Origin of the sequence: Finegoldia magna ATCC 53516 (assembly GCF_000159695.1) — a bacterium.
Lineage (GTDB): Bacteria > Bacillota > Clostridia > Tissierellales > Peptoniphilaceae > Finegoldia > Finegoldia magna_F.
Window position 1 is genome coordinate 207,332 of the sequence record NZ_CM000955.1, and the last position, 24,121, is coordinate 231,452.

Sequence of the window (24,121 nt, forward strand, 5' to 3'; positions counted from 1 at the left end):
TATGAACACATTACACAAAAACACATTTCAATTCGATTATTTTTCGGACAATTTCATAACTTTTGAGAAGGACTTTTACAAATACGCAAACATCAACGTGCCTCTTACATTTCTCACAGACGACATTTTGGAACACATGGTGACTACGAAAAGCGATTATTTCAGAATAAATGCGAAAAACTGCAAAGATAATCGCGACCATTATTTTATCTTCAGGAAAAGTTTCGTAAAAGAAAACAAATCCATAATTCTTTTTGAATACGTCGGTCACAAAACGCAAGCTTAAAGATTTGTAGAAATTTTTATTTACTTGTGTTGTAAAGTCGTGGTCTTGCTTTGTGATTCCAAATGCAAAAACCCTTATGAACGAATATTTTTCCGTACATAAGGGTTTTTTAGTGCAGAATGTTACTGCAATTTATTGTCAAAACTAAAGTCTTTCTAGAAGTGATTTCACAAATTCGTAAGTTCTTTGTGTAGATTCAATTGAAAGTCTTTCCTTAGGACTGTGAACGTCTTTCATAGTAGGTCCTATGGAGATCATTTCCATGTCTGGGAAAGTATCGATGAATACTGCTGGTTCCAATGCTGCGTGGACTACTTCAACCTTCATTTCTTTTCCAAACAAATCTTTGTATGTTTCAAGCGCCAAGTTTCTCAATTCAGAATCTTTTGCAAACGCCCATGGTTTGTAGTAATCTTCCTTTTTAACTTCAAATCCGTATTTTTCATAAACTTTTGACACATCTTCAGTGTGTGCATCGAATGTTTCAGGGTTTGAACTTCTAAGAGAAATGGTTACCTTCAACACATCATCTTTTATTTCGAAAATCGCCAAGTTGTTGGAGCATTCAACGATATCTGGGTATTCCTTCATCATGCTGTACACTCCGTGAGGGACCTCTTCGATGAAAGATAAGATATCTTCCTTATCTTTTTCATCCAATACTTTGTCTGCGTTGTCGCATTTTTCAATCTTAACTCTCATATCTTTATCCAATGGATATTTTGCAATTAAATCAGAAAAATCAACATCGTAATCGTCTTCGTTAGAACTGAACACAACCTTCGCATCTCTTGGAATAGCGTTGTGTTTTGTTCCACCTTCTATACTAACAAGTGCTACAGGTGATTTTTCTTCGATTAACTTCAAGGCTTCACGTGCAAATTTGATGGAGTTACCTCTTTGTTGGTGAATTTCCATTCCTGAGTGACCACCAAGCATATTGTTGATGTTCATAACAAATGTGTTTTTCATTTTATTGTCCACGTAATTTAGCTTTTTCGTACCAATTATATTGTGTCCACCAGAACAACCAGACAACAAAATTCCTTCTACTTCAGCGTCAATATTCAAAAGTTTTCTACCTTTGATATTTTCTCTCTTCAAAGCTCTCGCACCGACCATTGTAGTTTCTTCATTAGTTGTAACCAACAATTCAAGCGCTGGATGCTTAGCTTCCTTGTCTTCCATAATCGCAAGTCCAATAGCACTTGCAATACCATCATCTGCTCCTAAAGTTGTGCCTTCTGTTTTAACCCAATCACCATCTACAACAAGTGGAATAGGATCTGTCAAAAAGTCGTGTTCAACTCCGTCAGCTTTTTCTGCGACCATATCCATGTGGCCTTGAATTACAACTGAAGGATGATCCACATAATCTGGATGAGCTGGTTTTCTGATTATAATGTTGTTGCTTTCGTCTTGAATTGTTTCAAGTCCCAAATTTTTTCCAGTCTTGTACAAGAAATCACTCACTGCTTGTTCATTTCCAGATTCTCTAGGAATTTTAGTCAATTCTTCAAAATAATGAAACACTCTTTCTGGTTTTAAATTTTCTAACATATTTTCTCCTTTTCTGTTCAAATTACTCTTCAAACAAACACATTCTTTGAGATTAACCCAAAGAATGTGTTCAAATTTCTAAATTAATGTAACAATATTCCCGAAAGAATACCGTAGTAGTTACCAATTACATAACCTAACGTACCTACCAGAAGCGCAGGAACGATAAGTTCTGTCCAACCTTTTGATACAGCCATTGCTGCTGCAGTAGTTGGTCCACCAACATTCGCATTTGATGCGATAATGATTTCTTCGATATTGAATTTGAAAAGTTTTCCAAATATCAATGAAACTATTAAGTTGATTAATACAACGATTAATGCGAATACTAATAACAATGGAGATTCTCTCAAAATCAATCCTATTGATGCTGGAGCACCAATAACTGCGAAGAACAAATAAATCAAGAAAGTACCAATTTCTTGGCTACCTCTGATAGATGAAATTTGTTTAGGAAATACTGATGCAATTATCATAGTAAATGTAGTCATTAACAAGTATTTATTTCCCAATAATCCACCTAAAATTGCACTTCCAGCTCCTTCGCCTGAGAATAAGTTCCCAAAAACAGTGGCTAATTTGTCAGAAATAGCTACGATAACAAATGATAATGCTACTGTGAAAGCAATGTCTTTAAGAGAGATTTCTTTTGCTCCCCAATATTTTGCAGCCATAGTTTTATTAGCTTCCTTGTCAGATTCTGATTGTTCTTCCAAAGCGTTAACAAGTGGCATCTTATAATGTTTCTTGATAACAGCCATTGTTGGAAGTGCCATCAATGTGAAGAAATATAAAGCCATAAGTAAGTTATCTGCAACTAATGCAGCTGATACAGTTGCTCCAGGAACCTTGTATTGTTGACTCATTGCAACGAAGTTTACTGAACCACCAGTATAAGTACCCACAAACATTGGAACTATGTCGTTCAAAGCAGGAATTGCATTCTTCAAAGCAAAGTATGCAACAAATCCACCTAAAATTGTTCCAATACCACTGAATAAATAAATAATTAAAACTCTTCCTGAATCTCTACCAATTTTTTTGATATCAGCGTTAAATAACAACATTGGTACAGCCAACGGAACTACATAACTCCATACAGCATCGTAAACAGGTGCTTCTGTTGGAATAATTTTAAGGTTTGACAAAATTAAAGTAAAAGTCAAAGCCAAAATACATCCTGTAACCTTACTTGCCCATGTATATTTTTGTTCCAAATATATTGCAAGAGCAGCACATGATGCCAACACAGCCCAAAGTATCCAAGTACTTTCGGCACTAATAAATGATCCCATAAGAATCCTCCTTCAAAATATTTTATTTAATTAAATTATAATACCAATAAATAAATCATGCAAGTGTTTTCTTAAAATTTATAAATAAAATCACAAGTAATTTACTTGCTTTTAAACCTATATTTTTACAATAATTTCCCGTTAAATTCAAATCATATTTGCGTTAAATATGAAAATGTTTTTGTTCTCACAAATAAAAAAGGCATTAGATTTACTAACGCCTTCAAAATTATTTTTGAATCATTGTGTTAAGCACAATAATATCAGTTTCTTTCATACCTTCCTTAGCAACATAACCAATGCTTCTGATAGTTTCTTCGATATCGTCTTTTAACAAACCATCGCCAGCTTCGAAGTTTCTGTTATTTTTCGCCAAATAATATCCTGAAATTCCTGCATCTACAGCTGTTGCGATTTTTGCAGCACAGGATGGTTTCGCACCGTCACAAATCATACCCGATGCAATCATCAAGGCATTGCCGATTGTTTTTTCAATCAAATCCAAATCCTTAGTTTCCATGTAGCAAATTCCAGCTCCTGCTGCAACTCCCGCAGAAGTAACTCCACAAAACGCTGAAAGCCTACCTATAAATCTTTTGATGTGAAGTGCTGTCAAGTTTGTTATCAAAAGTCCACGGTATAATGTTTCTCTGTCGTAATTTTTTTCATTTGCAAATACAACCAAAGGCATCGTGCATGTTATACCTTGGTTTCCACTTCCTGCATTTATTACAACTGGTAGTGAACAGCCACTCATGCGTGCATCTGATCCTGCTGCAGCTCTTGCCTTAGCTTTTGTTCTGATAGATTCATCTTCGTCTATCAAAATCTTGCCCATTGCAACTCCCCATTTTCCAGTCAATCCTTCATCGGAAATATCAGAATTCAAAGTAATTTGTTTTTCCAACAAATCCTTAACCTCATCTAAGTTAACATTGTTTGCGTATTCAAAAATATCCTTTACTGAAAGTTCGTCATAATTTTCGTATTCTGGTGTGTGAGTGTAGCAGTTATCAATATGTATTACTTCGTCATTTTTCGTAACTTTGACAATATTTGTGTGTTTGTTTTTGATTTCAACATCCACAGTATTTCCATTTTCGTCCTCTGCTACAATTTCTATGTCTAAGTTTTCCACGCCTTCTTTTAAGCTAACTGTGATGATGTCCTTTGCCATCAAATCCTTTGCAGCCTTGATGTCATCTTCTGTAACCTTTGACAAAACCTCAAGCCCAAGACAAGAATCTCCCGCAACAGTTCCAATAGCAGTCGCAGCTTCCACACCCTTCATACCGTTAGTGTTTGGAACAGTAACTCCCTTAACGTTTTTGATAATATTTCCTGAACACATAACCTCGATTTTAGTTGGAATATCCCCCAAAACTTCCCTAGCCTTTGCCGCTGCCAACGCAATAGAAATCGGTTCAGTACATCCCAACGCCATAATTAATTCAGATTTTAATAATTCAGTGTAATTCTTCATTTGTACTCCTTAATAAAAAATAAATTTATAACAATTTCGTCTATATATTAACCATTATAACACTACAGATACATTATTGTAAATGATTTCAAACTGTTACAAATACTCCAAAATCACCTTCCACTCATCTTCCAAATCATCCAACCTGTATCTAGCATTTGCAGGTGATGTCGAAGGAAGCTTCGTAGCATCCACCCCCAAATTCTTTTTGTGATATCTCTCAAAACACTTAAAAGAAGCAGTCCCGTTGCAAAAAACATGATTAATATTTGCACAATCCACAATCTCCTTCAATTTAGAAGGCACCACGTTTTTGATACTAGAATCTGATGAACCAATAATATCGCACTGATAAATCGAATCGTACACAGCAATATTATGCCCCAACAAAAACCTCTTCCTCTTCTCAATACTCACATCCAAATCCACATCGAAAAGACTCTCCATCAACTTCCAAAACCTGTTTTGTGGATGACCATAGAAAAACCCGTACTCCCTAGTCTTCACCGATGGAAAAGAACCCAAAATCAAAATCTTGGAATTCTCATCGTAAAGAGGAGACAACGGATGAACAATCGTCTCGTAATTTCCCTTCATAAATCCCCCTCTCTTTTGATTATATCACACGCTTTTCTCTGAAAAATAAAACCATCGCAATCATGCAAACAATACACTCACTCACAGGATACGCTGCCCACACGCCAGTCATCAGAAAAACCCTCGACAAAATCAAAGCCGTAGGAATAATAACCACAAATCCCCTCGCAAATGAAATCACCTGAGATTTTGTTGATCTTTCAGTTGACGTAAAATACGTCGAAACCACTATATTAAAACCAATGAAAAAGCACGCTACAAAATATATCTTCATTCCATTCACAGCGTAATCTTGAAGCAAAACATCATTCGCCTTATTGTAAAATGCCGCTAAAATATCCGCGTTCAAATAAATCACACCGTAAATTAAAACCGACAACATAATTTGCGTAACAACAGAATACTTCAAAATTTTTCTCACATCTTCAAAATCATTTTTCCCGTAATAATGACTGATAAGAGGTTGAATACCTTGCGACAAACCAGTATAAATAGCCGTAACCACCAAAGAAATCACAGTAATAATACTGAAAGCCGCCACCCCAACATTTCCTGAAATCCCGAGAATAATCATATTGAAAGTAAACATCACACTCGCAGAAGTCGCCTCCGTCAACAAAGCAAACATCCCCTTCGACACAATCTCCCCAAAACTTTGAAAATCAAAAAAATTCTTGTTCAAATGAAAACCGTTGTTTCTCGCAATAATATACGGAAAAATCACCATCATACTTATAATTGGAGCAAGACCCGTCGCAAAAATCGCCCCGAAAATCCCCATATCCATTGGAAAAATAAACACATAATCCAAAATCACATTCGAAATACTACCAATAACCATCGCAGCCATCGATAACCTCGGATTCCTGTCATTTCGGACAAAACACTGCAAAATATTATTCATAAAAAAAGCCGGCGCAAATAACATCATAACCCTCAGATAAGTATTAGTCATCTCAAAAATACTATCGTCCGCTCCCAGAAATCTCACCAATTTACCCGAGAAAAATGCCCCCGAAATCACAAACAAACATGCAATGCTAAGCCCCAAAACCACAGCATTCGTGAAAATAGTATTCGCATCATCATCCAAATCCTTACTCTTGAAAATCGAATATTTGATACCACCACCAATACCAATCATCAAACCGATCCCGTTAATAATACAAAACATCGGAAACGCAATATTAAGAGCAGATAAACCGTCCGCCTTTAACCTCCACGACACAAAATAAGTATCCATCAAAGTATAACAAGAAAAAGCAATTTGCGCGAAAATATTCAGAAATACATATTTCCCAAACTCGCGAAAAGTCTTGTGATTTCCCATAAAAACTCCTTCAATAAAAATAAAACGCCCACACACAATAGCCTTTGTGTATGGACGCGTTTCAAACCATGAAATAATTATACCATATCTCGCCCCAGTTTGTCGGGAGTGGGGTTAGAGGGTGTGGCGCGGAGTGAGTGTGGGTGCGGTGTGGTGTGGAGAGGGTGTGGATATGAGTGCGGGTGTGTGAGCGTGGACGTGCGTGGGTGTGTGTAGATAGGGTGTGGAGCAGAGCATTGAAACAAACAAAAAAGATCGTAGCTAAAAGAGTCATCTGGAAAAAATTGTTCAAAATTCAATCAAAAAAATCCATCAAAAATTTGACCGCGTAAGCGAAGCGTGCTTCAAATTTTAGGATTTTGAGATTTAGAAATCACAAATTTGCGTAGTCTAGATATTCGTGCAAATTGGTTTTCTACTTTCCCTTGTTCTGAAAGTAACTTCAACAATTTTTGTAAGCCAGATGAATGTGCTACGACTTTTTGTGTTCTCCATGTCTCTGTAAAACGTAAATGTTCTGTGATTATTTTTTGTGTAAAATTTTGGGAGGTGTGCATCGAAATAAAAGTAGATTACCAGTTTTGCTAAGAATATCATACGGAGAAAATTTAGCTGATTTCAAATCGAAAAAATCCGTCCAAAATTTGACCGCGTAAGCGAAGCGTGCTTCAAATTTTAGGATTTTGAGATTAGAATTTTCCAATTTTTGTAAGCAAGACGAATGTGCTACGACTTTTCTTGTTTTGCATGTCCTTGTACAACTTCTATGTCCTGCATCTTCGTCTTTATGTGAAATAAAGTAGATTACCAGTTTTGCTAAGTTTGCATTGAAACAAACCAAAAGCATCGTAAACAAGCAAATCATTCGGAAAAAATTGTTCTAAATTCAAGCAAAATGAAACGTTAAAAATCGCACTGTTTGGGCGTCAGCGAGTTTGCGATTTTAGTTTCATGAGCGATGAATTTATCAATTTTTGTAGACAGATGAGTGATTTACGAGTTTTTGTGTTTTATGGTCTTGAAGCTACCTACACAAATTTGCGCAGTCTAGATATTCGTGCGAACTGGTTTTTTACTTTCCCTGTCCCTGTAAAAGGTAGCTGTCCAGCGATTTTGTTGTTATGTGAAATAAAAGTAGATTACCAGTTTTGTTAATTGTGCATTAAAATAAACAAAAAAGATCGTAGCTAAATGAGTCATCTGGAAAAAATTGTGTAAAATTCAATCGAAAAAATCCGTCCAAAATTTGACTGCGTAAGCGAAGCGTGCTTCAAATTTTAGGATTTTGAGATTAGAATTTTCCAATTTTTGTAAGCCAGACGAATGTGCTACGACTTTTCTTGTTTTGTATGTCTCTGTACAACGTCAATGTCTTGCGATACCTTCCCTGCATCAAAAAAGAGGTGCCCTTGCACCCCTTTACTCACAACAAATTATTTTACAACAACTCTGTTGTTAATGTCTTCCTTTTCCTTTGGATCTGGATCAGCAGTTTTGTTACCGAATACCATTTGCGCGTCTAGTTTCCAAGATTTTGGAATATCGAACATTTCCTTAACCGCATCGTCTATAACTGGATTGTAGTGTTGGATATTTGCTCCCAAACCCAATTCTTCAAGCGCCGTCCAAATATTTAATTCCAACATACCGATAGATTGTGCTGCCCAGTGTTCAAATCTTTCAATTTCAGCGCCTGTGTCTTCTGAAGCCTTCTTCAAAGTTTCTTCGTCAGAAAAATACAATACAGTTCCATAGCCACTCTTGAACATATTTATCTTGTCCTCAGCAACCTTTCCATTGAAAACCTCTCCGATTTTGTCCCATAACTTGTCGTGGTCTTCTTTGAAAACAACCACAACTCTTTGACTTCTGATACCGTAAGCATCAGGTGTCAACTCAGTAATATTCTTTATAGTATTAGTAATTTCCTCTTCGTTTGATTTTATATTCTTGTCCAAACTGTAAATAGTTCTTCTGTTTTGTAGTGATTTTTCAATATTTGTCATCATTTTCTCCTTTTTATTGATCCTCTTCTGGTTTTTCCTTAATAAAAGTTCCATTTCTCAAATCTAAGCTCGCTTGTCGCAAATCCTCGTTAGTGTTCATAACAATTGGACCAGCCCAAGCAATCTCCTCATTCGTAGGAATAGATTGTAAAAATAAAACAATAACATCTTCATCTTTTGCTTTTATTGTCAATTTGTCGCCATCAGTAGTCGTCACAGCTGTTTTCTCAGAAACAACATCACCTTCCACCTCAATATCGCCAATCAACGTAAACAAAATAACTTGCTGATCATCTTTCGTGTCAATCGTAATTTCCTCGTTCTTCTTAATCTCGATTTCGTAAAAATCAAGCGGCAAATATTTCGGCGCATATCCTTTTATACCCTTGTACTCGCCAGAAATAACCTTAACCTTCGCATTGTCTTTTTCAATGATTTTCAAATCATCACCACGAAGCGATTGATAATGAGGCCTTACCATCTTGTCCTTTGCAAGTAAATTCAACCACAATTGAACACCAAGCATCCTCTTTGATGGCTTCGGCATCTCCTCGTGCATAATCCCACTTCCAGCAGTCATCCATTGAACCTCGTTGTCAGTAATCGTGTCCTCATTTCCCATCGAATCCTTGTGAGTCATCGTACCCTCACGCAAATACGTTATCGTCTCAATCCCACGATGTGGATGCATCGGAAATCCCTTAATATAATCCTCAGGATCAGTGCTGTCAAAAGAATCCAACATCAAAATCGGATCGTATTCTTTTGTAGTATTGCGGCTCAACACCCTCACAAGACTAACCCCAGCACCATCCTTCGTTCTAAAACCCTGCGTCCTATTCAAAATTTTCCTCTTCATATTTCCTCCTGAATTTATTCATCAATATTATTAATTCTTCCTTCTCATCATCATCCCACAGAGAAATCAATTCATCCATAAATTTCAAATTCTCAGGAACAATCTCATCCATCAAATCTTTTCCCTTATCAGTCAAATCCAGGATAAATCTTCTCTTGTCAGCCTCATCCTGCTTCCTCGTAATAAACCCATCCTTCTCCAAATTCTTCACGATAACAGGAATATTGCCACTCGTAGTCAAAATCTTCTCCATAACCTCTCCAGTTGAAAGCCTCCCCTTAGAATATAAAGCCTCCATAACTGCAAACTGTCCCAAAGTAAGATCGTGCTTCAAAATTAATTTGTTGTTCTCGCGGCGCAGAGTATTAATAACCCTACTCATAGAAATATACACCGCCATTGATTTTTTTGTATTCATACTATCCCTCTGACTCAATATTATCACTAACTAGAGATAATTGCAACTAACCTCTCCCTTTTCCGTTTAAAAAAGATGAGATGATATTTTGTTCTTCTTGTCCCCTATAGAAAAAACGTAGATGTCCAGCGAATTATTACGTGTGCATTGAAACAAAAGTAGATTACCAGTTTTGCTAAGTTTGCATTGAAACAAACCAAAAACATCGCAAACAAGCGAATCATTCGGAAAAAATTGTCCTAAATTCAAGCGAAATGAAACGTTAAAAAATCGCACTGTTTGAGCGTCAGCGAGTTTGCGATTTTAGTTTCATGAGCGATGAATTTATCAATTTTTGTAGACAGATGAGTGGTTTACGAGTTTTTGTGTTTTCCATGTCTCTGTCATGTGTCGGTGTCCAGCGATTTGTAATTCTGTGAAACAAAACTAGATTACCAGTTTTGCTAAGTTTGCATTGAAACAAACCAAAAACATCGTAAACAAGCGAATCATTCGGAAAAAATTGTTCTAAATTCAAGCGAAATGAAACGTGAAAAAATCGCACTGTCTGAGCGTCAGCGAGTTTGCGATTTTAGTTTCATGAGCGATGAATTTATCAATTTTTGTAGACAGATGAGTGGTTTACGAGTTTTTGTGTTTACTTGTCCATGTCATGTGTCTATGTCTTGCAAACTGGTTTTCTACTTTCCCCTTGTCCCTGTACAACGTCTATGTCCTGCGACACCTTCACCGCATCAAAAAAGAGGTGCCCTCGCACCCCTTGCTATCTACTCAAAATCATATCGAATTTTTGTTTCAACTCTTGTGTTGATGCTGCAACATCTCCCGTCGAAAATACCGCCGATGTCAATGACACAGAATCCACATTACAATCGAAAATCATCCTAATATTGTTCTTGTTAATGCCACCAATCGCAGTGATTGGAATGTGAATTTTCTCAGCAATCTCCTTCAACGTGTCGATTGTAACCCTCACGAAATCATCTCCAGTGAACGTCGGAAAAATCGCCCCCACACCAATGTAATCAGCGCCAGCCTCTTGTGCCTCCAACGCTTGTTCCAACGTGTGACAACTAATCCCAATAATCTTATTGTCACCAAGAATCTCCCTAGCGTACTTAATCGGCATATCCTTTTGTCCCAAATGCACCCCGTCGACATCACACGCCTTAGCAATATCAACCCTGTCATTCACAATCAAAAGTTTGCCCATGCTTTGAGTAATCTCTTTTATCCTAAAAGCCTCGCGCATAATGCTTCTTGTATCCATGTTTTTTTCTCTAAGTCTCACAGAATCTGCACCATTTTTCAGCGCAATCTCAATAGTCTCTGATAAATCCCTTCCCTTGAGAGTTTGTTTATTCGTGACCAAGTTCAACCCTAAGTTAAATTCCTTATTCATTTTCCAACTCTCCTTCAAAAAATTTGTAGAAATGATTTGTCGGCCCATTTCCCTTGCCAATATGCAAATCATGCTTAATAGCATTAGTAATGTAATCCTTACTGAATTTCACAGCACCATCTATCGATTTTCCAAGCGCCAAATTACTAGCGATCGCACTTGAAAGCGTACAACCAGTCCCATGAGTGTTCTTCGTGTCAATCTTTTCAGTCACAAATTCGTGGAAATTCTCGCCATCATACAAAATATCAATCGCATCTCCCACATGATGACCGCCCTTCACAAGAACGTATTTCGCTCCCATATCGTGAATAATCACAGCTGCCTTTTTCATATCGTCCACGCCGTCAATCTTCATTCCACTAATTCTCTCTGCCTCTGGAATGTTCGGAGTTATACAAGTGCACAAAGGAATCAAATCCTCAATCAACAAATCAATCGCATCTTCTTGCATCAAACAAGCGCCGTGTTTTGCATACATCACAGGATCCAACACCACATTTTCTGGTTTGTACTCCAATAATTTGTCCCTAACACAACTCATAATCCTCTTGTTCGATAACATTCCGATCTTCACAGCGTCAGTTCCCATATCATTATAAATACAATCAATCTGATCCTTTATAATCTTGTCGGGCAAATCCTCAATCGACACCACCTCAAAAGTATTCTCTGCGACCACCGAAACAATAACGCTCATCGCATACACCCCGTGCGCCGACATAGTCTTGATATCCGCTTGAATTCCCGCTCCGCCTGAACAATCAGAACCTGCAATCGTAAGAACTTTCTTCATAACTCCTCCTAATAATTTGCTGCAAATTAAATTATATACCTATAATCATTTTACTTCAACTAATCCCTGTTGTAGAGTTTCACAATCGAAGAAATTTTACATTCAAGCTCATCCGTAAGCCAATCTTTTTTCATTCTCCACGTCCAGTTACCTAACGTGTTTGGCGTGTTCGTCCTGTAATCATCACCCAAATCCAAGAAATCCTGCATCTGACACATACACAAACTAGCACTCGTCATGTAGGCAACTCTTATCATAGCCATTTCCGCATCATCTGAATTCACATAATTTTTAATGTATTCAAGCTCTTCTGAAGACCTGCTTGTAACAAATCCATTTAACGTTTGATTGTCGTGAGTTCCAGTGTAGTAAACACAATTTTCCCCCACGTTGTGCGGCAAATAATCCGATTCCTCGTTCACATCAAACGCAAACTGCATCACCTTCATGCCCTTGAAACCAAACCTGTCGCGCAAATTTATCACATCATCAGTAATCAAACCAAAATCCTCAGCGATAATTCTGTCAATCAAGTCCTCTTTCTTCAAAATCTCAAACAACTTCGCGCCCTTCGCCTTAATCCATCGTCCGTTTTCAGCAGTGTTCTCCGATGCGACAATTGCCCAAAAAGCTTCGAATCCTCTAAAATGATCCAAGCGAAGCACATCGTACATTTTCAAATTGTGATTCAACCTTTTCAACCACCAATCAAAACCAGTTTTCTCACAATAATCCCAATCATACACAGGATTTCCCCAATATTGCCCAGTTTCAGAAAACCTGTCCGGAGGAACACCTGCAACAAGCTTCGGTGACAAATCCTCGTTCACCACAAACATATCGGGGTTTTGCCACATATCGCTGCTTTCCTTCGACACATAAATCGGTAAATCGCCAAATATTTTTATCCCCAAATCATTCGCGTAATTTTTCAATTCGAAATACTGCTTGTAAAACAAAGCCTGAACGAATACATTGTATTCAATCTCATCTTTTAACAATTTTTCGTAATAATCGACGCTTTTCTTCTTTCGGTATTTTATATCATCTGGAAATTCCAACCAAGATTTGCCATTAAAATGCTTTTTCAAAGCCTCAAATAAGCAAAATTCTCGAACAAGTTCACGCTCACTAAAATTTTCTGTGTCGATTATCTTCAAAACCTCGTTGTTCTCAAAAGCCTTTCGTAAAATCTCATCCTTTACTTTTGCCACATAATCGTAATCCACAAAATCATCTTCGAATTCATATCCACGAACATCACTCTTCGTCAGCAAACCATCCTCAATCAACTTGTCGATGTCGATGTACATGTAGTTTCCAGCAAAAGTTGACGGCGACAAATACGGGCTGTTGCCATCAGAACTAATCGGAACAAGTGGCAATATTTGCCAGTAAGTTTGCTTCAATTTCTTCAAAAATCTCACAAATTCATACGCACTCTCACCAAAACTTCCGATTCCATATTTAGAACTCAAACTGAACACAGGACACAAAATCCCTGCTTTTCTATTACCACTCATATTAGCCCTTCTTGTTTTGTTCACGATACATTCTCGTGTAAATCTTGCCATTCGCCAACAATTCTTCGTGCGTTCCTTTTTCCACAATAACGCCCTTGTCCAACACGTAAATGCAATCCACGTTTTTAATCGTGGACAATCTGTGCGCAATTATAAATGTAGTCCTGTTTTGTTTCAATTTGTCGATCGCGTATTGAATCACAGATTCCGTTTGCGTGTCGATGTTTGCCGTCGCCTCGTCCAATATCAAAATCTTCGGATTGGTGATGTAACTTCTCGCAAATGCTATAAGTTGTTTTTCACCAGCAGAGAAACTTGCGCCATTGTCCTTGACTTCCTCATCAAGACCATTTCTAAAATCTATCAACCTGTCCGCACCGATATCTCTCAACGCATTCTCCACTTCTTCATCTGTAAAATCCTTGTCGAGCCTGATGTTACTCCTAACATCTCCCATAAAAAGCACCGGATCTTGTGGCACCAGCGAAATATTCTTTCTTATAGAATCCACACTGTAATCGTTGAAATTCTTGCCGTCGATTTTGATTACGCCTCGTTGTGGCTTATAAAATCCTAAAAGCAAATTGATTATCGTAGTCTTGCCACTTCCAGTAAATCCAACAAATGCAACACTCTCTCCACTTTTTATATCGAGCGACAAATCTTTAAGCACAGGTTCGTTTTCAATATACGAAAAATCCACATTTTCAAACTTCACATCGCCCTTGATGTCGCCGATTTCTCGTTCTGGGAACTCCTCAACCTCAGTGTCCAACAATTCAAACACATGCTCTGCTGCACTGAACGATTGCTCCAACGAGCCCATTCTTTCCACGCAGTTACTGATGTACAAGAAAGTCCTCGAAGTGTATTCCATCGTCAAATACATGCTCCCCAACTTTACATCAGTATTTCCAGTCAAAACATTGTACGCGTAAATTCCAAGTATCGTAATCGTCGCAAAGTTTCTGAGAAGCTGCGACACATTATAGCTCATCGTACCGTAAGCCCTCGTCACCATATACCCGTAATCGTAGACATTTTTCGCAGAAGTTTCATAATCCTTGCTGAAATCATCTTCCAAATTAAACGCCTTTATTATCTCAATATTGTTTATTGTCTCGTTGATTTTCGCATTTTCCTCGCTGATGTATTTTCTCATATTTGTAAATGCAAAGCGTGATTTTCGCAAAAATCTTCTGAAAATATAAAACATAATTGGGAAAAACAAACACACAATAATCCCGATTTTCGTGTCAGTTATCAGCACCATCGCAATCATGAATATACTCACAATCACGCTTACCATAAGCTGCGCCAATACCATTTGGTAGAAACTCTTCACAGTTTTCGTGTCGTTCGTAATCCTGCTGACAACTTTTCCAGCCGGTAAATTATCGTAAAATGATATCGGCATTTTTTGAATGTGATCGTACACATCCATTTGCATCCTACGTGCGATTTTGTTCGCAGTCTTCTCCAAATAAACCGTAGAATTGTATTTCCACAACGAATCCACGAAGAAAACCATCGCATACAAGCACAACACAAGCGCTAATTTTCTAATATTGTAGACAAGTTTTTCTCCTGTAAGTAAATTGTTGATGATATACGCAAGTATAATCGGCCCGATAATCTCGAACACAGTCATCAACACCGTAAACACCATCCCTATCGCCAAGTTTTTCTTCTCGTTTAGGGAGTATTTTATAATTCTATTCGTCACACTCTTTTTCATATGCACTCTCCACTGTCTGTCTCAAATATTGCTCCTTGTACCAACCGTCTTGTTTCATCAAATAGTCGTGATTACCTCTTTCAACTATTTTGCCGTTTTCAAGAACGATAATCTCGTCTGCATCCTTCATTTGGCTAATCCTGTGAGTCGCGATGATATTCGTCTTGCCGGAGCGAATCCTTCTGAAATTATCCAAAATATTCTTTTCCGTCGTTCCGTCCACAGCGCTCATGCAGTCGTCCATAATCAAAATATCCGGATCTTTTATCAAAGCCCTCGACAACGCAATCCTTTGTTTTTGACCTCCAGACAAACTAATTCCCTTTTCTCCACACAACGTGTCCGCTCCATTCACAAGCTTATTCAAATCCTTTTCAAAATCGCTCATTCGTATAGCTTCCATCAATTCTTCATCCGTTGCATCCTTTTTAGTAAGCTTGATATTCTCGCCAATAGTTTTCGAGAAAATCATGTGGTTTTGTGGAACATATCCCATTCTTTCTCTGACTGATTCGACGGTATAATCGGTCAAGTTTTTGTCATTCAGAAGTATCTCTCCATCTTCCACATCGTAAAATCTCAGAAATTGCTTCAACAAAGTAGTCTTGCCGCTTCCAGTTTTCCCCAAAACTCCCAAAGTCTTGCCAGGTGTAACCAAGAAATTGATATCACTCAGAACATTCTCCTTGGAAGTTGGATATTTGAACGACAAATTCCTAAACTCAATCGTAGGATTTTCCGTCAAATCCACTGCATCAGGTTTATTCACAATGTCTTCCTTGTAATCCCACACCTCTTGAATTCTGTCCATACTCGCATCGGCTTGTTTCTTCACACTGATGAAATCGCCCATGCCAATCATCGGCCAAATCAACAAATTCAAATAAAACATAAAACTCATAAGTCTTCCCACAGTAATGCTGCCAGTTCGTATCAAATAAGTTCCGTAAGAAATCGCAAGAACATAAGTCATAACCTCGATTGGCTTTTGGATTGGGCCATACCATGCGATTAATTTTGCAGTCGCCATGTTTTTTTCGTACAAATCATCTGCTCTATCTTGGAATTTCTTCCTTTGAAAATCCTTCAAATTATTTGCACGAACCACACGCACACCACTCACAGTTTCCAAAGTCTGATCGTTCATCTTATCAAACGATTTTTGCGACTCTTCAAAAGTCGTATTCAATTTGTTGCCGATTTTATTACTCACCACAACCAGTATTGGAAGTGGAAGAACGCTCAGCAAAGTCAACCTGAAATCCGTCGTCACAATCATAACGATTACAATTAAAATAGGATAAAAAGTCGAATCAAACAAACTCATCAGACCATATCCCGCAAAATCTCCCAAAGCGTACGGATCATTTGTAGCCTTCCCCATCAAAGACCCCGTGGAATTCTTCTCGAAAAACTCCGGCGATTGCTTCAAATACTTGTCGTACAACCTCGTAGTCACCAAATACCTAATCGTGTCATCTCCCCTGAACACATTCAAATTCCACACAACGCTCACCACATAACACAACACACTTGCAACCAGACAAATCCCCAAATTAATCTTCAAATTTTCAGCTGTCACATTCCTGTTGAAAATATTGTCCGCCACATTACCAATCATGTACGGCAAAATCAACTTGAAAGCATAATCAAAAACAAGTGCGATAATTGCGATTATGTAGCTTTTCTTATAATAATTTATAAACCACTTATACCTTCCTAACATATTTACTCCTTTACTTGCAATAAAAAATAGGGCTCATAAAGAGCCCCAATAGCAAATTCTATTTTTGCAATAATTTAATGATGTGTTCTCTGAAATCTTCTCCATCCATAGTAACAGCACCTGTGCCACCAAAAATATCCACAGACACCTTGAAGAAGTTCACAACTAATTTGTCTCCCAAATCATAGTATTCATCAACATGACCTGGAACGAAAATCAATTCCTTCTTGTCTGTTTCAACATCATCAAGGTTTAGATGTTTGATAGGTTGTACCATGGCGTCAACCACACCCATATCTTCCATCATCCACATGTTGTTGTTCCAGAATCTTTTTTCTTCAGGACTTCCACCATTCAAAAGCTCTTTGTTTGTAATAGATGACAAAACTCTTCTTACAGCTTCCTCATCAAATTTGTCATTGTATATTAATTTCATTTCGTCTCTATTAGCTACATCAATGATAAAAGATTCAACAACCTTTTGACCTTCTGACGCTGATTGCCAGAAATATAGCATCATTTCAACTACTTCATTATTAATTTTAATGCTCATCGTTCAGACCTCCTTCTCTCTAAAAATTCTCTATACTAAATATTATACAACTAACGAAAATTTTTTTCTACATAATTTATCAGTTTTTTTCTGATTTAATATTTTCAAAAATATTATTTACTAATTTCTCCGTAAACCTTCATCGTATCCTCATATCCAAGCTTCAAACCGTATCGCATCTTTTCCTTCTCAAACTCCATAACTTTTGGAAAATCCCTGTCCCACGTTTTAATAATCGTGTATTTGGGATTTCTCTTCAATTTATTCGTCAACAAATACGGCTTCAACGACACAAGCACAATCTCATCGCACACATCATCAATCATCTTGTACGGATTATTCTCCATATATCCACCGTCAATCAGCTTCTTCCCGTCCAATTTTTCTTGCTTAAACACCAACAAATTGGAACTTGCACGTAAATAATCACGCAAATGACCTTCTGGAATATCCTCAATAAACAAATTCAAAACCCTTCTTTGTTCCACATCAACAGTATTAAGCCCGAACTTCATCTTAGATTCGCGAACCCTCTTCTCATCAATATTTTTGCTCAACAACTCATCCAAAGGCTCCACCCCGAAACCCTTGTTGTCGATAAAATCCTTCGCCAAGCCTAGCTTGTCCCTCGCATTTTCCAACGTCAGATTCTCCTTCATAATAGAATTGACATCATTGTCCTTTAGGCTAATCACATCATCGTAAGTCAAATTCTCCCACAATTTGTACGCAATCTCCCAATCGCCCTGACAAATCATAGCCGCATTGATAGCGCCAATCGAAGTTCCCACGACATAATCAAAGTCAATTCCCATTTCCACCAACGCCTTGTAAGCGCCAATCTGATAACAGCCCTTCGCTCCGCCGCCTTCCAATACTAACCCTCTCATGACAACCCCCTTCTTAATATGATTATACCATCAAACAAACCCACAATGTGTGATATAATTTTTCGTGAAAGGAATACACATGTACGCACTACTACTCATATCTGCGATACTACTAATAATCGCAGCCATAGACAACTTCATAAGTATGTTCACAGCAACAAGCATCGTTTTGATCGTGGTCAGCGCCATCGGACTAATATTTACACCAAGTTCAGCCACAATCTTGAACATAATTGTCACAATCAACGTAATCACAGACGTATTTATATTAGCGATAATATCCTACAGACTCTACCAAAAAGCCAAAGTCAAAGCCAACATCGCGCTGCACTTGACGGCAAGTATACTCTACATCGCAATGATAATAGTCAACCTGTTCAAAATATTTGACCTTTACAAATACATAATAGGAATGAATTTGTATCTGAGCTTGATGGTATTATCGCATCTACTTGGAAACCTCATAATCAAATACCGAAAAATCGCCACAGATTTTGACTACATCGTAGTCCTCGGAGGATCCATGAAAGGAATCGAACTGTCTGATCCCATCAAACAAAGAATGCTCACATCATTTTCCTACTACAGAACCGATAAAAGCATTATGATATTTTCCGGCGGCAAATCCAACGGAGACATCGAAGAATCCGTAGCCATGAAAAACTTCGCCGTCCAAAACAACATCCAGGACACAGATATTTTATTGGAAAAACTTGCCATGAACACAATGCAAAACATAGAATACGTAAAAACACTCATACAACAGCAAGATGCAGAACACGACAGAAAAAAAGTCTGCGTCATCACCAACAACTTCCACGCATTCAGAACCAAACTCATCTGCAACAAAATGAAAGTCAATTGGACAGTAATACCCGCAGAATCCAACCTCAACTCCAAAATCAACACCTACCTAATAGAATTATTAGCCGCAATCTACCTAGACATCGTACTTCACATCATAATGCTTCTCATCATCACCATAATAATAGGCATCTTAGTATAATCGTAGCTATATTGTAGACATTGTCCTGATTGGAAAATCAAAATAGTGGTATAATATATATAAAGAAATCGGAGGAGGATTTTATGAAAAACATTAAAAAATTTGGACTATTACTTGCACTTGTAGCTTCAGTATCATTATCAAGCTGTAGCAGCGAACAATCATTGAATAAACCAGATACAACAACATCAACAGCTGAAAACAACAAAAAAGACACAGCAGCTGACACACAAGAAAACAAAAAAGAAGACAAAGAAAACAAAGAAGACAAAAAACCAGAAGAAACAACAGAAGCTACAGAAAAAGACGAAACAAAAAAAGACAACCAACAAGAACTTACAAATGATGAAAAAGCAACACTAGATGAATTTGTAGAAAGATTAGAAAAATACGAAAACGGAACAGCAGGCGCATCACTAAAAATGGATAGACTATTCACAGAAATGGTCAACAGATGCACATCATTAGAAACAAAACCAGAAAAATCACAAGAATATCTAATCAAAAAAGTATCCCAAGTCAAAGACACTGAAAACTTCAAACAATCAGTAAAAGGACTAAAAGATACCATAGAATACTACAAATCAAACAAACAACAATACATCCAAGAACTAAAAGACAGTGGCGCAACATGGGATCCACAAATCAAACTAGAATCCTTGGAAAATGTACTAAACAAATTACAATAGAAATGATGAAAGAAGCTGACAAACAGCTTCTTTTTAGTACCATAAATAGTGTAAGAAAGGAAGTAATTCCTATCTTGCACTATTTTTGTATAATGAAGAAGTAGTATGACGAGGCTCTTTTAGGGTTGAAACATCCGCCATTAAAACTGTCAACTACCTTTTCATTATTCATATTCGGTTAAGCAGGTTGGGCAAAACGTCCGTGTCACAAGCTAAAAAGAGTGTAATGGTGCAGGTAGAAGCTACAAAATAAACAGAAAGAAGGAAAAATAATGATATCTGTAGGAATAGATATATCAAAAGACAAAATCACAGTTTGTGCATTAGAACAAGGAAGCAAAATAATATGGAAACCATTTGATGTTTCTCTAAAAAAAAACAGAAGTAGAAAAATTATTGAATAAACTAGAAAAGTTAAAAGAAGAAATAAAAATAACAATGGAAGCAACAGGAAAATATCATCTACCAATACTTTATGAATTAAAAGATAGAGGATACTTTGTAGCAGTAATAAATCCACTAAAGATGAAACAATATTGTCGAGCATTAAACTTTAGAAAAGCAAAAAATGACAAAATAGATGCAAAACAAATAGCAGAATATGGACTAATGTATTGGAAAGAATTAGAAGAATACAAAGTAGATAAAGACAACTACAAAATCTTAAAAGAATTAAACAGAAGCTACCAACATTACATGGAGCTAAGAATCGATCAAATGAACTACATAGATCAAACAATACATCAAACATTTCCAGGCATAAAAAAACTAATACCACATAATTCAGGAGACTTTTCAAAAGACAAACTCTTAGACTTTTTAGAAAAATGGTGGCATAAAGACCTAGTGTTAGAAAAAACAGAAGAAGAATTTATAGAAGAATATAAAAGGTGGGCAAAAGAAAAGAGATACCATCCAAATGCAAACAAAGCAAAAGCCATTTACCAATTAGCAGAGGATAGTATCTCAACACAGCCTTCCCATAACTCAAAAATAGAAACGAATATCAGAGAAGGAATAAACCTGATAAAACAAATAAATCAGATTCTAAATAGAATTTTATCACAAATGATAGAAATATCCGAGCCCTTAGAAGAATATAAAGAAGCAAAAAAATTCTCAGGAATATCAGAAAAATTAGCAGTACAAATAGTAGCAGAATTTGGAGACCTATCAAAATTTAAAAACAAAAAAAGCCTAATATCCTTTATAGGAATAGACGCACCACCATATGAATCAGGAAATTTTAAAGCGGATCAAAGAAAAATAAGTAAAAGAGGAAACGCAATACTAAGAAAAGTGGGCTACCAGGCAATGAAATGTATGATGAGTGCTAAAAAACCAGAAAATGAAATATATAAGTACATGATAAAAAAAGAAAAAGAAGGAAAAGCCAAAAAAGTATGTAAATTTGCAGGATTAAACAAATTCTTAAGAATCTACTATGCAAGAGTTATGGAATCAAAAGCCCAAAAACAAGAATTAAAAGTAGCATAAAATCTAAAATTACACTAAAAAAACCGATTGATTACACTCGGTTTGTTTGCCATGCACTAATTTAATTACTCAAATAATCAAATAACCTGAAATTAATTTCAGGTTATGCTTGACTTTTGTTAGCAGGTTTTTGTGAGAATAAAAACCTCTTCAAAATATGCAAAGCAGAAAACCACAATTGCCCGAATATCTAGCTTACGAAAATAGGATTAATTTATCCTATATCGTGATATAATTCTATTAGGAGGCATAATCATGAAAATTAACACAAAAAATCTTGTATCAATCACAGAAGCAAACCAAAACTTCTCCAAAGTAGCACGACTAGTGGATGAACAAGGATCTGCTGTGATACTAAAAAACAATAATCCTAAATACGTACTCATTAAATATACTGAATTTGAATCAGAACAAAATACTGATGATGAAAACATCACAGAAATCTCAAAACGTATTATGAGTCAAAATAAAAAAGCATATAAGGAACTCTACAAATAAAAATTGCCAACACATCGAGACTGTGAAATAGTTTGTGTATAGAATCCTCCTGATATAATAGTAATCAGGAGGATTTTAAAATGCCAAGAAAAAGACCAGAAACTAGACTCAACAAAATATCCAAGATGTTAATTGAAGAATATCAACCAGAAACAGTACAAGATTTACAAGAAGCTTTGAAAGATCTTCTAGGAGACACAATGGAACAAATGTTAAAAGCAGAGTTAGATGAACATCTAGATTATGAATATGGTGAAAAACCACTGTCATTAAACACAAGAAATGGATCAAGTAAAAAAACAGTTAAATCATCATACGGAAACATAGACCTAAACATCCCACGAGACAGAGAAGGATCCTTTGAGCCACAAGCATTGAAAAAATATCAAAAAGACATATCAAACATAGAAAACCAAATAATATCTATGTATGCAAAAGGAATGACAACAAGAGACATATCAACACACATAAAAGAAATCTATGGATTTGGAATATCAGAATCCATGGTAAGCAAAATAACAAATAAAATACTACCAACTATTGAAGAATGGCAAAATAGACCATTAGAAAAAGTATATCCATTTGTATTTTTAGATGCAATACACTATCATGTAAGAGAAAATAACATAGTAGTAAAAAAAGCAGTATATATAGCACTAGGATACAATACAGAAGGATACAAAGAAATACTTGGAATGTGGGTAGGAGAAAATGAATCAAGTAAATACTGGCTATTGGTATTAAATCAATTAAAAGAACGAGGATTAGAAGATATATTAATAGTCTCAACAGATAATTTATCAGGATTTAGCCAAGCAATAGAAAGTGTATATCCAAAAACAGAAATTCAAAAATGCATAATTCATCAAATAAGAAATTCAACAAAATTCGTATCATATAGAGATATAAAAGAGCTAATGAAAGACTTAAAAACAGTATACAAAGCATCAACAGAAGAACTAGCACTAAGTAATCTAGATATATTTGAAGAAAAATGGGGCAAAAAATACCCAATGTGTGTAAATTCATGGAGAAATAACTGGGCTGAATTATCAACATATTTCAAATATCCAGAAGGAATAAGAAAACTAATATATACAACAAATAGCATAGAAAACTTTAATAGACAACTTAGAAAAGTAACAAAAAACAAAACAATATTTCCAAGTGACTACGCCCTACAAAAAAGCTTGTATCTAGCGATGGTAGATGCTTCAAGTAAATGGACGAGTAGAATAAGAGGATGGGATCAAATATTGTCACAACTATCAATATTTTTTGAAGGCAGAATCTAAATTTTGCCATAAAGATAATAAAAAATTTGAATCATTCAATCAAGAGTAAAGGTATAGCCCTGGTCTGACGACCAGCTCTTGACAGAAATCTTCAAATTTTTAAGAAATACAATTAGGCAAAAAGGGAGATTTTTAGAAAAATCTTGACCTTTTAGTTTAATTGTGCCAAAATTAGGTTACAAATATCTGAACTTTCAGATTTTAGTAATAAAAGTATATTTTTTAAAAATCAAAAAAATATCAGCTCACAACCTATCAGGAGGAGCTGATACACAAAACTTTTCACATACCCAACACATCATCAAATCACACAAAGCAGAAAACGACAATTGCCCGAATATCTAGCTTACGAAAATAAATAAATCCTAAGCTCATGAACCTAAAATCTCAAGTGCGAGCTCCGCTCTGGCACGAGTGAGATTTCTTAACGGTTCATTTCGCTTGGATTTATACTTATTTTCTCCAGATGATATTCTACAGCAATTGTAGGAATCTGCTTTTTTTCTCGTTTAGAGATATGTAAACCTATCGTAATTTTCAAATTCATATCCACGATTTTTAGGGTATTTCATACAAAAACCATAAGTTTATCCGTAATTCCTTTAGAATAAAAGGCTTTAACTAAGCGAGTCATCTGGAGAAAATTGTGAAAACTCAATCGCAGAAATCCGGCC

Annotated in this window: 22 protein-coding genes; 7 read left to right on the forward strand and 15 right to left on the reverse strand. The window is 36.3% G+C overall.

The genetic code is table 11. The features are described from left to right. Position 1: 1 nt before the first annotated feature. Positions 2 to 286, forward strand: a complete 285-nt coding sequence (locus HMPREF0391_RS00965; protein ID WP_002834950.1) for a DUF5960 family protein — start codon at positions 2 to 4, stop codon at positions 284 to 286. A gap of 144 nt (positions 287 to 430) precedes the next feature. Here the strand turns inward: HMPREF0391_RS00965 and pepD are convergent, their stop codons facing one another. From pepD to HMPREF0391_RS01040, 15 genes are all read right to left on the reverse strand, one after another. After that, positions 431 to 1,846: a beta-Ala-His dipeptidase gene (gene pepD, locus HMPREF0391_RS00970; RefSeq protein ID WP_002834953.1), complete on the reverse strand. Its 1,416-nt coding sequence runs from the start codon at positions 1,844 to 1,846 to the stop codon at positions 431 to 433. A gap of 83 nt (positions 1,847 to 1,929) precedes the next feature. Further along, positions 1,930 to 3,141, reverse strand: coding sequence for a DUF819 domain-containing protein (locus HMPREF0391_RS00975; RefSeq protein WP_002834954.1), 1,212 nt, complete (start codon positions 3,139 to 3,141; stop codon positions 1,930 to 1,932). Between the two features lie 229 nt (positions 3,142 to 3,370). Beyond that, entirely contained in the window at positions 3,371 to 4,624 is a 1,254-nt protein-coding gene (locus HMPREF0391_RS00980; RefSeq protein WP_002834955.1) for a serine dehydratase subunit alpha family protein, read from the reverse strand. Positions 4,625 to 4,720: 96 nt separating this feature from the next. Continuing rightward, a complete protein-coding gene (locus HMPREF0391_RS00985) occupies positions 4,721 to 5,221 on the reverse strand; it encodes a DNA-deoxyinosine glycosylase (protein ID WP_002834956.1) in 501 nt (166 codons plus the stop codon). Between the two features lie 19 nt (positions 5,222 to 5,240). Beyond that, positions 5,241 to 6,551, reverse strand: a complete 1,311-nt coding sequence (locus HMPREF0391_RS00990; RefSeq protein WP_035109057.1) for an MATE family efflux transporter — start codon at positions 6,549 to 6,551, stop codon at positions 5,241 to 5,243. A 1,433-nt stretch (positions 6,552 to 7,984) separates the two neighbouring features. Continuing rightward, on the reverse strand, positions 7,985 to 8,557 hold the full coding sequence (locus tag HMPREF0391_RS00995) for a nitroreductase family protein (RefSeq protein WP_035109059.1): 573 nt from the start codon (positions 8,555 to 8,557) through the stop codon (positions 7,985 to 7,987). 13 nt (positions 8,558 to 8,570) lie between these two features. Then, positions 8,571 to 9,416, reverse strand: a complete 846-nt coding sequence (locus tag HMPREF0391_RS01000) for a pirin family protein (protein ID WP_002834960.1) — start codon at positions 9,414 to 9,416, stop codon at positions 8,571 to 8,573. Next, positions 9,394 to 9,834 (reverse strand): MarR family winged helix-turn-helix transcriptional regulator, encoded by a 441-nt coding sequence (locus tag HMPREF0391_RS01005; RefSeq protein WP_002834961.1) that lies wholly within the window; start codon positions 9,832 to 9,834, stop codon positions 9,394 to 9,396. The genes HMPREF0391_RS01000 and HMPREF0391_RS01005 overlap by 23 nt, the downstream gene beginning before the upstream one ends. A 763-nt stretch (positions 9,835 to 10,597) precedes the next feature. Further along, entirely contained in the window at positions 10,598 to 11,236 is a 639-nt protein-coding gene (gene thiE, locus HMPREF0391_RS01010) for a thiamine phosphate synthase (protein ID WP_002834962.1), read from the reverse strand. Continuing rightward, positions 11,229 to 12,032: a bifunctional hydroxymethylpyrimidine kinase/phosphomethylpyrimidine kinase gene (thiD, locus tag HMPREF0391_RS01015; RefSeq protein ID WP_002834963.1), complete on the reverse strand. Its 804-nt coding sequence runs from the start codon at positions 12,030 to 12,032 to the stop codon at positions 11,229 to 11,231. The genes thiE and thiD overlap by 8 nt, the downstream gene beginning before the upstream one ends. Positions 12,033 to 12,091: 59 nt before the next feature. After that, entirely contained in the window at positions 12,092 to 13,555 is a 1,464-nt protein-coding gene (malQ, locus tag HMPREF0391_RS01020) for a 4-alpha-glucanotransferase (protein ID WP_002834965.1), read from the reverse strand. A gap of 1 nt (position 13,556) precedes the next feature. Next, a complete protein-coding gene (locus HMPREF0391_RS01025; protein ID WP_002834966.1) occupies positions 13,557 to 15,293 on the reverse strand; it encodes an ABC transporter ATP-binding protein in 1,737 nt (578 codons plus the stop codon). Next, positions 15,271 to 17,019, reverse strand: coding sequence for an ABC transporter ATP-binding protein (locus tag HMPREF0391_RS01030; RefSeq protein ID WP_002834967.1), 1,749 nt, complete (start codon positions 17,017 to 17,019; stop codon positions 15,271 to 15,273). Before HMPREF0391_RS01030 ends, HMPREF0391_RS01025 begins: the two co-directional genes overlap by 23 nt. 58 nt (positions 17,020 to 17,077) lie before the next feature. Next, positions 17,078 to 17,572, reverse strand: a complete 495-nt coding sequence (locus HMPREF0391_RS01035) for a hypothetical protein (protein ID WP_002834968.1) — start codon at positions 17,570 to 17,572, stop codon at positions 17,078 to 17,080. Between the two features lie 113 nt (positions 17,573 to 17,685). Further along, positions 17,686 to 18,462 carry a patatin-like phospholipase family protein gene (locus HMPREF0391_RS01040; protein WP_002834969.1) on the reverse strand — a complete coding sequence of 259 codons (777 nt, stop codon included), beginning with the start codon at positions 18,460 to 18,462 and terminating at the stop codon, positions 17,686 to 17,688. 79 nt (positions 18,463 to 18,541) lie between these two features. Here HMPREF0391_RS01040 and HMPREF0391_RS01045 point away from each other — a divergent pair, with 79 nt between their 5' ends. The 6 genes from HMPREF0391_RS01045 (at position 18,542) to HMPREF0391_RS01065 (ending at position 23,447) form a co-directional block, all read left to right on the forward strand. Then, positions 18,542 to 19,468 (forward strand): YdcF family protein, encoded by a 927-nt coding sequence (locus HMPREF0391_RS01045; RefSeq protein WP_002834970.1) that lies wholly within the window; start codon positions 18,542 to 18,544, stop codon positions 19,466 to 19,468. 83 nt (positions 19,469 to 19,551) lie between these two features. Further along, the gene (locus tag HMPREF0391_RS01050) at positions 19,552 to 20,157 is read left to right on the forward strand and encodes a hypothetical protein (protein ID WP_035109060.1); all 606 of its coding nucleotides are present in this window, start codon (positions 19,552 to 19,554) and stop codon (positions 20,155 to 20,157) included. A gap of 272 nt (positions 20,158 to 20,429) precedes the next feature. Further along, a complete protein-coding gene (locus tag HMPREF0391_RS09665; protein ID WP_002834972.1) occupies positions 20,430 to 20,561 on the forward strand; it encodes a hypothetical protein in 132 nt (43 codons plus the stop codon). Then, positions 20,554 to 21,654, forward strand: a complete 1,101-nt coding sequence (locus HMPREF0391_RS01055; protein ID WP_002834974.1) for an IS110 family transposase — start codon at positions 20,554 to 20,556, stop codon at positions 21,652 to 21,654. The genes HMPREF0391_RS09665 and HMPREF0391_RS01055 overlap by 8 nt, the downstream gene beginning before the upstream one ends. A gap of 255 nt (positions 21,655 to 21,909) precedes the next feature. Then, positions 21,910 to 22,152, forward strand: a complete 243-nt coding sequence (locus HMPREF0391_RS01060; RefSeq protein ID WP_002834975.1) for a type II toxin-antitoxin system Phd/YefM family antitoxin — start codon at positions 21,910 to 21,912, stop codon at positions 22,150 to 22,152. A 125-nt stretch (positions 22,153 to 22,277) separates the two neighbouring features. Then, a complete protein-coding gene (locus tag HMPREF0391_RS01065) occupies positions 22,278 to 23,447 on the forward strand; it encodes an IS256 family transposase (protein ID WP_196218489.1) in 1,170 nt (389 codons plus the stop codon). Positions 23,448 to 24,121 lie beyond the last annotated feature (674 nt).

What these genes read in the sequence shown, in the direction of transcription:
- HMPREF0391_RS00965 (WP_002834950.1), top strand. Translation starts at nt 2, where the DNA reads ATGAACACATTACACAAAAACACATTTCAATTCGATTATTTTTCGGAC.
- pepD (WP_002834953.1), bottom strand. Translation starts at nt 1,846, where the DNA reads ATGTTAGAAAATTTAAAACCAGAAAGAGTGTTTCATTATTTTGAAGAA.
- HMPREF0391_RS00975 (WP_002834954.1), bottom strand. Translation starts at nt 3,141, where the DNA reads ATGGGATCATTTATTAGTGCCGAAAGTACTTGGATACTTTGGGCTGTG.
- HMPREF0391_RS00980 (WP_002834955.1), bottom strand. Translation starts at nt 4,624, where the DNA reads ATGAAGAATTACACTGAATTATTAAAATCTGAATTAATTATGGCGTTG.
- HMPREF0391_RS00985 (WP_002834956.1), bottom strand. Translation starts at nt 5,221, where the DNA reads ATGAAGGGAAATTACGAGACGATTGTTCATCCGTTGTCTCCTCTTTAC.
- HMPREF0391_RS00990 (WP_035109057.1), bottom strand. Translation starts at nt 6,551, where the DNA reads ATGGGAAATCACAAGACTTTTCGCGAGTTTGGGAAATATGTATTTCTG.
- HMPREF0391_RS00995 (WP_035109059.1), bottom strand. Translation starts at nt 8,557, where the DNA reads ATGACAAATATTGAAAAATCACTACAAAACAGAAGAACTATTTACAGT.
- HMPREF0391_RS01000 (WP_002834960.1), bottom strand. Translation starts at nt 9,416, where the DNA reads ATGAAGAGGAAAATTTTGAATAGGACGCAGGGTTTTAGAACGAAGGAT.
- HMPREF0391_RS01005 (WP_002834961.1), bottom strand. Translation starts at nt 9,834, where the DNA reads ATGAATACAAAAAAATCAATGGCGGTGTATATTTCTATGAGTAGGGTT.
- thiE (WP_002834962.1), bottom strand. Translation starts at nt 11,236, where the DNA reads ATGAATAAGGAATTTAACTTAGGGTTGAACTTGGTCACGAATAAACAA.
- thiD (WP_002834963.1), bottom strand. Translation starts at nt 12,032, where the DNA reads ATGAAGAAAGTTCTTACGATTGCAGGTTCTGATTGTTCAGGCGGAGCG.
- malQ (WP_002834965.1), bottom strand. Translation starts at nt 13,555, where the DNA reads ATGAGTGGTAATAGAAAAGCAGGGATTTTGTGTCCTGTGTTCAGTTTG.
- HMPREF0391_RS01025 (WP_002834966.1), bottom strand. Translation starts at nt 15,293, where the DNA reads ATGAAAAAGAGTGTGACGAATAGAATTATAAAATACTCCCTAAACGAG.
- HMPREF0391_RS01030 (WP_002834967.1), bottom strand. Translation starts at nt 17,019, where the DNA reads ATGTTAGGAAGGTATAAGTGGTTTATAAATTATTATAAGAAAAGCTAC.
- HMPREF0391_RS01035 (WP_002834968.1), bottom strand. Translation starts at nt 17,572, where the DNA reads ATGAGCATTAAAATTAATAATGAAGTAGTTGAAATGATGCTATATTTC.
- HMPREF0391_RS01040 (WP_002834969.1), bottom strand. Translation starts at nt 18,462, where the DNA reads ATGAGAGGGTTAGTATTGGAAGGCGGCGGAGCGAAGGGCTGTTATCAG.
- HMPREF0391_RS01045 (WP_002834970.1), top strand. Translation starts at nt 18,542, where the DNA reads ATGTACGCACTACTACTCATATCTGCGATACTACTAATAATCGCAGCC.
- HMPREF0391_RS01050 (WP_035109060.1), top strand. Translation starts at nt 19,552, where the DNA reads ATGAAAAACATTAAAAAATTTGGACTATTACTTGCACTTGTAGCTTCA.
- HMPREF0391_RS09665 (WP_002834972.1), top strand. Translation starts at nt 20,430, where the DNA reads ATGATATCTGTAGGAATAGATATATCAAAAGACAAAATCACAGTTTGT.
- HMPREF0391_RS01060 (WP_002834975.1), top strand. Translation starts at nt 21,910, where the DNA reads ATGAAAATTAACACAAAAAATCTTGTATCAATCACAGAAGCAAACCAA.
- HMPREF0391_RS01065 (WP_196218489.1), top strand. Translation starts at nt 22,278, where the DNA reads ATGTTAATTGAAGAATATCAACCAGAAACAGTACAAGATTTACAAGAA.